Here is a 10,346-nt window from a genome sequence, read left to right as displayed (position 1 = left end):
ACTGACTCAAAAGACGCGGTATCTAACCAGTAGGCAATTAAGCCGTCACTCCCGGTCGTAGTACAAGTCAATGTCTGTAGGTCAACCCGACTATCAACGTACCGTTGCTCAAAATAGCGGAGGTTGCCCGTTGTGGTGTAATGGCGTTGAGCAACCAGCGGTTTTAAGGGATAGGTTGTGGTCAACAAATCCGCTAGGGGATTGTAGGCTTGCTCGATTTGCGCTTGAATTGCGGCTTCAACGTCGAAATCTGAGCCTTGCCAGATTCGCAACTCATCCTGGGTTCGACTGCGGTGAGTAATTAATTTTTTCTGCTTCAGGTATTGGATCGTCTTCTGCCAATGCTTACGTCCCTTTTCATCCGTGGGGGAGTCGCACAATGCCAGTGCTACTAATTCAGGCGTTGCGCGAAATTTTCCGGTTGAGGTGACTAAGTTAAGAACCCCGATGGTTTTCAGTACCTTAAGAACATCCTGGCTCTGGTCTTTGGCATCCTGGATTAAGCCTTGTACTTCAACCCAACGTTGTAAGTTAAGTCGAGATGCAAGCCCGGTGACTGCCTCAACAAAGTAGTCATAAAGCTGGTACAGCTTCAGGGTGGGGATTTCGTCTTCCTGAATGGCAGTGGATTTAAGAAACTGCGGTAAGGCGTAAGGCTCGTCGCTAGTGAGAAAAGTAAACAAAGAGCGATCGTTCTGGGCGTAACGCACACAAAGCATTGGCAACACCAGCGCTGTCAGGGGGTGCAGGGGATAGGCATCCGCTAGCACTTTTGCTGAAATCTCATATTCCGAGAATACGTCCTTTAACGACTCAAACCAGCGTTCGGCCTGAAGGTGAATGCTGGGTCGAATTTGACTGGAGCGAACGATCGCCTGCCCAATCAAGCGAGTCATCTGGCTAGGTGATTCAGTAAGAACGATGTCCGTGAATCGTCCGTGAATCTTTGTCCATTCACTTTGCTCGATGGTTGAGAGGCGATCGCTATATCCTGCAAACGACTGGTGGAGAATGCCCAGCAGGTGAACCTGATAGTCTCCCTTAAGCTCTAGCTCGGCAATCTGTTGAAGCAAGTAAAGATCTTGAATGCCCTGATGATGAGCTGCATACTCCAGATTCTTACCCAACTCATCAATAATGAGCAGCACATCTGTTTCAACCGTTTGGACGACTTCTCGGAGCAATTTCAGCACTTGTTGGTCGGTAACCTGGCAGTTGCCCTCCTCCGCCTGGAAGCGCCACTCATTCAGATCCATCCAGAAATCTGGCTTTCGCTTCTTCTTCCAAAAAAGCTCAAACCCGCGTGATAAGGCACGAACGATTGTCCAGCTTAAAGGCTCCCGTTGAGCCGTTGCTACGGCTCTTAATAATCCAGGCTCAGGAACATTTGTGATAGCTTCCATTTCCGGACTGTCAACCGGAAAAGCATACTCAGCGATCGCCCAGGCTTCCTCTGCAATTCGACTGCCTTCAGGCGCACACAACGCCGCCAAATAGTGAGCAAATGCCGACTTGCCTGTGCCATAGACTCCAGTTATAGTCCAAGCGCGGTGAGCATTCGGGTCTCCAATAGCAGATAGAATCCGCCGCAACGCTTCAGCAGATCGCTCAGTCGGAACATAACCCTGAACCGCATCAGGTTTATCTAAGTCCCTCTCTAAATTGACGGATCGGTAGTAGCGGCGGTGTAGCTCAAAATAGTTTGATAGGACGTTCGGCTGAGCACTCATGTCGAAGCCCTTATTGGTCATCTCGCTCACCTTCCCGCTCGATAATACCTGTCTAAGATAGCTTCGGATAGTTCAAACGGCTCACCTTCAAAGGAAAATTGCAGCTTTCCGGCAGCATCCGAGAGCCGAACTTGATCCCATTGTCGGGCTACGAGTTCAATCGCGTCGCAGATGGCACTCTCGGTCAACTTAAATACAATTCCTGGGCTGCCAAGGTCGTAGAGCAAATTGGCAATCGGAATCGTTTTAGCGGGGCTACCGGTTCGAGCAAGATGCTCTAAGCAAGCGTAAACCACAATTTCTGGGGATAAGCTTGGCTTCTGCCCGACCCGAAACATATAGTGCCGCGAATCCCCTGCGGTGTGAATTAACCCCAGTTCTGTAAATGGGCAATCCAAGGAATCTTCGCTGACTTGAGCCTTGCCGCTAGGCTGCACGACATACATCCGCAAAATGCAACTCACATCCTTCCTGAGTGAAGACTCAGAAATACGGGGAGCTTCGCGATCGCGATACTCACAAAGCTGGTAAAACAAATCTTCGGTCGTAAACTCGACCTGGCGAAAATAATTGAAGGCAACATCCCAAGCGGTCGCCAAGTTAGGCGCTTCCAGCAATTTCCAGTGCAGCAGCCAGAGAGAGGCAGGATCTTCTAGATAAGGGTCCCAGCCGTCCTGCCCCAAGAGTTGCTGACCAAATTCTGTCGGCCGGTCATCCTTCAGCAGCTTAAAGGCAGAACACCAGTACCGAATGGAGCGCACCATGTTCTTTCCCACGCCGAGCCGAACAGGGGCATCCTCCCTTAAGAAAATCTCTGAATCGATAGAGGCACGATCAAAACCCTTCTTCAACCAACCAAAGCGGGGATGAAACGTTTCATGACGCGCAAAGACAAACGGCTTTGAAACATCACGATCCGCTGCTGCCCGATTGACTGTAGTAAAACTGACAAACTCTGTTGCCATAATTTCACGCAGCGCCCATTCCCACTTGCCTACGTTTGTCTAACACTTGCCTAACACTGATGTTTAGGGGCACCTCGAAAAATAGGGTTGCTTGCTGAAAATAGCTTGATATAGCGTAGCTAATTTTCGCAATATTTTCGCAATACAGTAATTTCGAGATGCCCTTAGGCTTGCAGCAATTCTGACAGCCAGGCCGATGCTGGCACTTCCACAGCCCAGGCAATGCCATCATCAGCAACAGAGGCATGAAAAATCGAGTGGAAGATCAGGAATGGAGCTAAGCGGATTCGAACCGCTGACCCTCTCAATGCCATTGAGATGCGCTACCAACTGCGCTATAGCCCCTTGTGCGTTTTCCATCATGCCTGACGAATGGCAACTTCGTCAACTAATCTTTGGATTTCAAGTGAGAGATTTGGCGTTTAATGGGGAATAGCCTTGTTGCTCGCTCTTTGGCACAGAACCTCACGCCCTATGATTGACCTGCCACCCGAACCTTCCGAAACGTCTCCAGCGTCGCCCGCTCCCGACCGCGCCCCCACCGAGCCAGATATAGAGGCGCTGATCCTGTCGCTGCGGCGCAAGCAGGGCACCTGGATGGACTGGGGCAAAGCCTGCTTGCAGTTGCAAAAGGCAGGGTATTCGCCGCAGCAAATTTTTGAGGCAACGGGGTTTGAGCCTGTGCAGCAAAACCAGATTGTAGTAGCGGCGCAGGTGTATTTGTCGATGCTGAAGGTGGGCGTGTCGGACGCGGTGCGGGCCCGTTTTGAGCGGACGGGTAGCGATACGCTGTACGAGTTTCGGGTGCTGAGCCAGGGCGATCGCGCGGCGATTGCAGAACTGGTGGTCCAAAAAGGCGTGGACTCGGAAGGGGCACGGGATCTAGTGCGGGCGGTGAAGGAGTATTCGCGGCTGGCGGCCCCGCCAGAGAAGTTTCCCCAGGCACCAGGCGACGCGGTGGCCTATTTTTGCTGGAACCTGGCGCGGCAGCAGGCGGATCTGCAAGCGCGATCGCGCCTGATTGCCCAGGGGTTGAAATTCGCCAGCAGCGACAGCGCCCGCCAGCAGCTAGAGCATTTGCTGACCGATTTTGGCGTGGCCCGTGTGCAGCAGGCTCCCCGGCTGCCGTTTTATCGGCTGGAAACGGAGTCGGAAGTGCCGAGGGTAATTCCGGTGGCGGGTCGGCTGCCGCTGTCTCGCGCCCACCTCCAGGCGGTGCCGATTCTGCAAGAGGAGGAACCCTTTGGCATTGTCAAGTTTTCGGGCACGGGGGCGTGGGTTCCAGTTCCCGGCTGGCAGGTAATTTTGGCGGCCGAAGACCCCGTAGCGCTGATCACCGACAGCGACCAGTTGCCCAATGCGCCGGAGGGCCCGTCGGAGCCAGTGTTAGTGATTCTTGACCGGGCGCAGCGCCAGTGGGACGAGTTCAGCTACTTTGTGGTAGATCAAGAGGGACAGTTGGATATTCAGTGGTTTGACGTGCCACCTGCCAAGCCAATCCTGGGGCGAGTGGTGCTGATCATGCGGCCGAAGCGCGTGCTGGACGAAGACTTTAATAAAGAGCTGTGGCAACTGGAAGAATAGGGTTCGATCTGGGCGTGGAGCGCGGCCTTGAAGAGTCTGGCGATCGCCCGGCCAATCCGGCTGCCAATCCGCTGAAGGCAACTGCGGCGGCGATTGACCCGGTGATTTGGAACGACTGGTATGTGGTGGCTCGGTCGGTGGATGTGCCCATTGGCGCAGTGGGGCGATCGCGCTTGCTCGATACGGGCATCGTCCTCTGGCGCAGTGCAGGTGGGGCGGTGCAGGCGTGGCGCGATCGCTGTCCCCATCGCAGCGTGCAGTTGTCAAAAGGGCGGGTGGCGGGCGATCGCCTTGTGTGTCCCTATCATGGGCTGGCATTTGACCCCAGTGGGCGCTGCGTGTTGGTTCCGGCGCACCCCGGCTATACGCCGCCGCCCCAGTCCCACGCCGAAACCTACGCAGTGCAGGAGCGCTACGGGCTGGTCTATGTCTGCTTGGGCGTTCCGGGGCAGGAAATAGTGGACTTTCCCGAATGGCACGAACCGGGTTATCGCGGGCTGATCGCCGGGCCCTACACGATCCACACCAGCGGGCCGCGGGCAATCGAGAACTTTTTGGACGTGACCCACCTGCCGATTCTACACGCCGACATCCTGGGTTCTCCCCAGCGCCCCGAAATCGCCGACTATGAGGTACAGGTTACGCCCACGGGTATCGAGGCTCGCAACCTGCGAATTTGGCAGCCCGACCCCTATGGCACAGGCAGCGGCAGCGAGGTGGTCTACGATTACCGCGTGGAGCGTCCGCTCACGGCGCACCTCCGCAAGCCCAATCCCAGTGGCGCAAACTTGGCGCTGCTGTATCACGTCACGCCTGTCAGCGAGACGGAATGTGTCGGCTGGATGGCAATGGCGCTGAACTTTGGGCAGGAGATTCCCGATGCAGAACTGATTGCCTTTCAGGATCGCATCGTGCAGCAAGACCTAGACAATCCCACGACCCGCCGCAACTGCCGCTGAATCTTGCGGTCGAGTTTCACCTGCCGGGCGATCGCACGTCGCTGGCCTATCGCAAGTGGCTCCGGCAGTTGGGGGTGCAGTACGGCGTAATGGCTTAGCGGAAAATGGTTTCGCGCGGAAAATGGTTTCGCGGAAGATCGACGCTTCACACAAGCCGTCGCGGTTCCGACACGCCTCTAGCCCCTCGCGCCCACACTGGCAGAGTCGCGGATATGCTCCAGGGTCAGCGTGCCCACGGGGGAACCGTCTTCTAAAACCGTGAGCTTGGGTGCGCCTGTGCGAAGAATCAGCGACAGGGCATCGCGCAGGCTGTCTTCGCGGGCGATAGTGGGGTGTCCATTGTGTCCATTGAGGGCGTAGCCGTCGGGCAAGCGAGTCATGGCGGTGGACACGCGCAGCAGGCTGAGCTGGCGCACCATGTCGTCTGCGCCCACCAGGTCATGCACAAACTCGTTCGTGGGCTTGGTCAGGATATTGAACGGCGTGTCATATTGCACAATCTGTCCCGCTTTCATGATCAAAATGCGATCGCCCAGCCGCAGCGCCTCTTCAACATCGTGTGAGACAAACAGAATCGTCTTTTTCAACTGCCGTTGCAGCCGCAAAATTTCGTCTTGCAGCGTGGCACGAGTAATCGCGTCAATCGCCCCAAAGGGTTCGTCCATCAGCATCACCTGCGGGTCGCCCGCCAGCGCCCGCGCTAGCCCCACCCGCTGCTGCTGTCCGCCGGAGAGTTGGGCGGGATAGCGATCGCGATATTCTCCCGGCGGCAGCGCCACCAAATCCAGCAGTTCGTCGATCCGCGCCTGAATGCGGGGATTGGCCCAGCCCAGCAGCCTGGGCACAACAGCAATGTTCTGCGCTACGGTCATGTGGGGAAACAGCCCCGACTGCTGAATCACATAGCCAATCTGCTGGCGCAGCCGGGTTTTCGGCAGTTGGCGAATGTCCGTGTCGCCCAAGTAAATGGTGCCTGCTGTCGGCTCATACAGCCGATTCACCATCTTTAGCAGGGTCGTCTTGCCGCAGCCGCTCGGTCCCAAGATGACGACCAGATTGCCCGACTCCACCTCGCAACTGACGTGATCCACCGCTGCCCGCGCCATGCCCGGAAAGCGGAGCAGCACATTGTCAAATCGGATAGCGCTCATGGAGTAGCCCCTAAATCAGCCCTTCGCTAGTCAGAAACTCGCGGGCCACGTCGGCGGGTTCCTTCTGGTTGCCGCTGACTTCAAAGTTGAGGGTTTGCATCACATCGTCGGTGAGCTTGGGCGCAAGGGCATTCAGCGCGTCCGCAATTTGGGGATTGGCATCCAGCGCCTTTTGCCGAACCACGGGCGCAACCTGATAGGGCGGGAAGAGATTTTTGTCATCTTCCAGCAGCACCAAGTCAAACGCCGCGATTTCGCCATCGGTGCCAAAGGCAACGGCCACATCGGCTTCGCCATCCACCAGCCCTTTGTAGCGCAGACCCGGATCAACGGCTTTGTAGCCTTTTAGCTGGAAGTCGCCGTAGGCTTTTTTGATACCGGGGAGACCGTCTTCACGCTGCTCAAACTCTGGCGGGCCGATGATCGTCAGTTCGCTGGCTCTAGCAGCCATATCAGAAATGGTTTTAATGCCCAGTTCCTCAGACTTGGCGCGGGTCATAGCTAGCGCCTGGGTGTTGTTCATGGGCGACGGTTCCAGCCACACCAGGTCAAATTGCTCCTTATAGCCTTTAGAGACGGCTTCAAACACGGCCTGGCGATCGCTCTGGGCAGGCAATTTCAGCACCGTCAGCAGCCCCGTACCCGTGTATTCGGGGTACAGGTCGATTTCGCCACTCATCAGCGCTGCTTGGGCAACGGGCGTTCCCCCCAGGTTCAGCTTGCGGTTCACCGTCAGCCCTGCCTTTTCCAGCACCAGCGCATACATCTCGCCGATGATAAATGCTTCGGTAAAGTCCTTGGAGCCGACGGTGACCGTCCCCCCAGCAGTGGAGCCGCTGGGGCCGCCACTGCCGCCCGCGCAGGACACCACGACAAAGGCGGAAAACAGCGCCACTAGGGGCAAAATCAGCAGTCGGCGCAGGGACTTGGAAACGTGCATGTTGAAACCTTGCATAGTCTAGATTTGGGCGCGATAGAAGAGTGGGAGTCAGGGTGCGGAAAGCCCGCTTAATCGGGGCTGCTGAACCTTCTAATGGTTCCGAATAACCGTTCTGATATCTGTTCTGACGATTGCACTAACGACTTGCAATAATGGCTTGCAACCTCTTTCAACCTCTTTCAACCTTCAAAGATTGGAAGTCTAGAGGCCGATTTTGAGCCAAAAATCGCTCAGCGAAAAAGGTCAGGACTTACGCACTTGCGATAAGTTCTCTGGATTCTGGACAATTTCTTGCGGGCTGCGCCTGCGAGAAATTGTCCAACTGCATAAGTTCTAAAGGTTTCACTCATCATAAAGGATTCAGCCCAAATCCAGGCGTTTGCTCGGCAAACTCAGCCCAAGGGGGCAAAAATTTCAGCGCGTCTCCTTCGCAGGGTTGATCGAGTCGTGCCTGAAGGTTCCATTCGCAGACCCCGTTCTCGACAGGCTTGCCTACGGCAACCATCGCGGCCGTAGCCCTGCCACCGCCAATGGCTGGGGGGCGACCTTTTGGGGATTGCCCTCGTCGTCGATCTGTAGGGGCAAGAACCAGAGGCGGCTGGTGGCGATTGCCCGTCCGTCGCTGCCCTGAGCAATGCCCTCCTCCGTGGTATCCGAGGCAGACACCACCTGATCAAACAGCAGCCCCAATCCGTCCGGGGCCAGCGCGATTTGGATATCCCGCTGGATGGGCAGCTTGAGCAAGTCAGTCCGAATCCCAGATTTTAGGTTAATGGCCACAAGATAGGGCTGTTCGACGTAAATATCCCCTGGCAGGCGGGTGGAAACCAGACAGTAGAGTAGCGAGTTTGTGGGATCAAACTGGGCGGTGAAGATAGAGCCGTCGGTGGTCAGCAGTTCCTTTTCTTGCCCCTGATTGGTGACCAAAAAGAGCGATCGCGTCGGGTTTTGCGGGTCGCGGTTAAAGCGCACCATCGCCGCCGCCGCGCCATCTTTGCTAAAGCTCAGCGCTAGGCCATACTTTGGCAAAAAGTCCAGCGGCTTGCCCTCTTCGGCTGCATCTTCCTCTGGCGTGAGCGACAGGATTGCCATGCCTTCGCCCTGGGCCATGGCCAGCGTTTTGCCGTCGGGGGCAATCACAAAGTCGCCGCCCGGTTCAGTCGGCACGGGCTTGGCAGGCTCACCAGGCTCGATCACCCACAGCCCAAACTCGGCCGGATTTTGCCGATTGACCCGCTGCACGGCGATGCGCTGCCCATCGGGCGACAGGTCAAATTTCAAATTCTGGTACTCATTGTCGCCCAGCACCAGTTGCACAATGCCCGCGGGCTGGGGGGCGCGATCGCTCCTCACTCGTTCTCCCGCTTTGATTTGGCTAATGGTAGGGGCGGGCGCTTCCGGCAGCAGCCCCGTGGTGACCGTGTAGAGAAATGGGCTAATATCGTCGGCGCGATGTTTGCGATCGACGGCTGAGAACAGGATGCGATCGCCCTCTGGATACGGCTCGTAGTCGAAAATACCCAGATCCGCCGGGGTGAGAATGGTCTTTTCGTCGCGGGTCAGGTTTTGCAGCACCAGCCGCCCCGCCTCGTCGCCCTCCGCACCCAAATACACAAAAGCGCGATCGCGCGTTTTGAAGCTGCTTTCAAAGGGTTGCAGTAGGTTGGTATCGGTGGACTGATTGAAGCGATCGCGGGCCCCCTGAAGCCGCACCTGATACTCGGTTCCGTAGGGCGCTGGGGTATCGAGCGTGTAGGCCATGCGCCGCCCCGCCCAACTGATCTTGCCCGACAGTGGCGGCTCAATTCGCAGATTTTGCTCCACGCTCTGGCGATCCATCGGACGGCTAAAAGTCATCAAAAACGCCCAATCTTCCGCGCCCACCTGCCGCCCGTCCCAGCTAAAATCGCGCACCCGTGGCGAAGCATGGTCGCCCCCCGCCAGCAGCAGCCCCGTCAGCACCAGCAGCACCGCCATCATCAGCCAAGCCACCCGGTCGAGCGGCTGGAGCCAGCCAGAGGAACCAGTAGGGGGGGCAATGCGGCGAGCCATACGCAAATGCAGAAGCAGAGCAAATCGACATTGCTTACCTTAGCAAATGGCAGGGACAGAGATCAGGGGAGCGCGGCGAGGCGATGCGATGCTGTCGTGTTCGATTGGCTAGCAGAGGGAGCTAGTTCAGCCTGATGAGATGAGCGCAAAACGAGGTATATCAAGGGCTTTAGGGCATCATAGAAGATCAAGTGTCTTGAGCAGTATCCTGATCAGCATCTGATTCCTGGGTTTGCCCATCGCATTTCCTTTTCCAATTGCACCAACCCCCACCAAAACTCAGCCGATGTTTCAGAGGGCTGGTTGGAAGCGCCCCAACTCGTCGAAGTAGAGCGGATGATTTTGAGTAGTGATTTTGAGTGCGGAGAAAATTGGCGAAGACCAAACCACGATTCAGAACAACCCGAAAAGATGACTCTATGAGCAAAGTAATCCGAGCTACTTACCACGATGGCAATTTAATCCTGGATGAAAAACTTGATACGGCGCTGGAAGGCAAAAAGCTCAGGATTGTTGTTTTAGAAGACACGAGCGAATTAAAAGACCAGACCGAGAAAAACCTGGAACCCAGGAAACAGCGTTTTTTAGAACAACTCAAACACCACTCCTTTAAGCTGCCTGAAGATTACAGATTCAATCGGGAAGAACTCTATGATCGATAGCGTCCTTCTCGATACAAATCTTTGGATCTATCTTTAGGGTGCTTCTGAATTTTTGTTCCCTGCTCCTCTGATTCCCAAACCTTTCCGATGCTTCCTGCGGCGCGACTGTATCAATTGATTCTGGCTGGAACGGGTGCGGGACTGGCGATCGCCCTCCTGCTGTCTGGTCAGACTCGTCCCTCCGGGCTGGCGATCGCGCTGGGGCTGACGCTGCTCTACGACGGGGTGGTGCTGGGGCTGGGCGTGGTGGATGCGCGACGGAATTAACAAGGCGGCGAAGTTGATCGTTGAGCATTGTTTAAG

The 10,346-nt window shown here is 56.1% G+C and carries 8 protein-coding genes, 1 tRNA gene and 1 pseudogene; 4 read left to right on the top strand and 6 right to left on the bottom strand.

All coding sequences use genetic code 11. From position 1 onward, the window contains the following. From IGS51_RS03090 to IGS51_RS03080, 3 genes and pseudogenes are all read right to left on the bottom strand, one after another. Positions 1-1,751 (bottom strand): annotated as a pseudogene (locus tag IGS51_RS03090) (hypothetical protein); the annotation flags it as partial. A gap of 5 nt (positions 1,752-1,756) precedes the next feature. After that, positions 1,757-2,695 carry a DUF4007 family protein gene (locus IGS51_RS03085; protein ID WP_297075758.1) on the bottom strand — a complete coding sequence of 313 codons (939 nt, stop codon included), beginning with the start codon at positions 2,693-2,695 and terminating at the stop codon, positions 1,757-1,759. A 272-nt stretch (positions 2,696-2,967) separates the two neighbouring features. Then, positions 2,968-3,040 (bottom strand) — tRNA-Ala (locus tag IGS51_RS03080). Positions 3,041-3,169: 129 nt separating this feature from the next. On the opposite strand from IGS51_RS03080, the gene IGS51_RS03075 reads away from it, so the two are divergent. Together IGS51_RS03075 and IGS51_RS03070 are read left to right on the top strand one after the other, a co-directional pair. Further along, complete coding sequence (locus tag IGS51_RS03075) at positions 3,170-4,279, top strand: RuBisCO accumulation factor 1 (protein ID WP_297075756.1); 1,110 nt, start codon at positions 3,170-3,172, stop codon at positions 4,277-4,279. Next, complete coding sequence (locus IGS51_RS03070; RefSeq protein ID WP_297075754.1) at positions 4,261-5,238, top strand: aromatic ring-hydroxylating dioxygenase subunit alpha; 978 nt, start codon at positions 4,261-4,263, stop codon at positions 5,236-5,238. Before IGS51_RS03075 ends, IGS51_RS03070 begins: the two co-directional genes overlap by 19 nt. Positions 5,239-5,414: 176 nt before the next feature. Here IGS51_RS03070 and IGS51_RS03065 read toward each other — a convergent pair whose 3' ends face one another. The 3 genes from IGS51_RS03065 to IGS51_RS03055 form a co-directional block, all read right to left on the bottom strand. Continuing rightward, on the bottom strand, positions 5,415-6,389 hold the full coding sequence (locus tag IGS51_RS03065; RefSeq protein WP_297075752.1) for an ABC transporter ATP-binding protein: 975 nt from the start codon (positions 6,387-6,389) through the stop codon (positions 5,415-5,417). Positions 6,390-6,399: 10 nt separating this feature from the next. Further along, entirely contained in the window at positions 6,400-7,329 is a 930-nt protein-coding gene (locus tag IGS51_RS03060) for a glycine betaine ABC transporter substrate-binding protein (protein WP_297075749.1), read from the bottom strand. A gap of 492 nt (positions 7,330-7,821) precedes the next feature. Further along, a complete protein-coding gene (locus IGS51_RS03055) occupies positions 7,822-9,381 on the bottom strand; it encodes a hypothetical protein (RefSeq protein ID WP_297075746.1) in 1,560 nt (519 codons plus the stop codon). A 419-nt stretch (positions 9,382-9,800) separates the two neighbouring features. Here IGS51_RS03055 and IGS51_RS03050 point away from each other — a divergent pair, with 419 nt between their 5' ends. Both IGS51_RS03050 and IGS51_RS03045 read left to right on the top strand, forming a co-directional pair. Continuing rightward, a complete protein-coding gene (locus IGS51_RS03050) occupies positions 9,801-10,043 on the top strand; it encodes an antitoxin AF2212-like protein (RefSeq protein WP_297075743.1) in 243 nt (80 codons plus the stop codon). Between the two features lie 87 nt (positions 10,044-10,130). Next, a complete protein-coding gene (locus IGS51_RS03045; RefSeq protein ID WP_297075741.1) occupies positions 10,131-10,310 on the top strand; it encodes a hypothetical protein in 180 nt (59 codons plus the stop codon). Positions 10,311-10,346 lie beyond the last annotated feature (36 nt).

It is taken from the genome of Thermoleptolyngbya sp. M55_K2018_002, assembly GCF_015295965.1.
GTDB lineage: Bacteria > Cyanobacteriota > Cyanobacteriia > Elainellales > Elainellaceae > Thermoleptolyngbya > Thermoleptolyngbya sichuanensis.
Note: the sequence above shows the minus strand (reverse complement) of the source record. Positions and strands in the feature narration are given on the sequence as shown.

Excerpts from the sequence above, each read along its gene's own strand:
- IGS51_RS03085 (WP_297075758.1), bottom strand. The coding sequence starts at position 2,695 with ATGGCAACAGAGTTTGTCAGTTTTACTACAGTCAATCGGGCAGCAGCG.
- IGS51_RS03075 (WP_297075756.1), top strand. The coding sequence starts at position 3,170 with ATGATTGACCTGCCACCCGAACCTTCCGAAACGTCTCCAGCGTCGCCC.
- IGS51_RS03065 (WP_297075752.1), bottom strand. The coding sequence starts at position 6,389 with ATGAGCGCTATCCGATTTGACAATGTGCTGCTCCGCTTTCCGGGCATG.
- IGS51_RS03060 (WP_297075749.1), bottom strand. The coding sequence starts at position 7,329 with ATGCACGTTTCCAAGTCCCTGCGCCGACTGCTGATTTTGCCCCTAGTG.
- IGS51_RS03055 (WP_297075746.1), bottom strand. The coding sequence starts at position 9,381 with ATGGCTCGCCGCATTGCCCCCCCTACTGGTTCCTCTGGCTGGCTCCAG.
- IGS51_RS03050 (WP_297075743.1), top strand. The coding sequence starts at position 9,801 with ATGAGCAAAGTAATCCGAGCTACTTACCACGATGGCAATTTAATCCTG.
- IGS51_RS03045 (WP_297075741.1), top strand. The coding sequence starts at position 10,131 with ATGCTTCCTGCGGCGCGACTGTATCAATTGATTCTGGCTGGAACGGGT.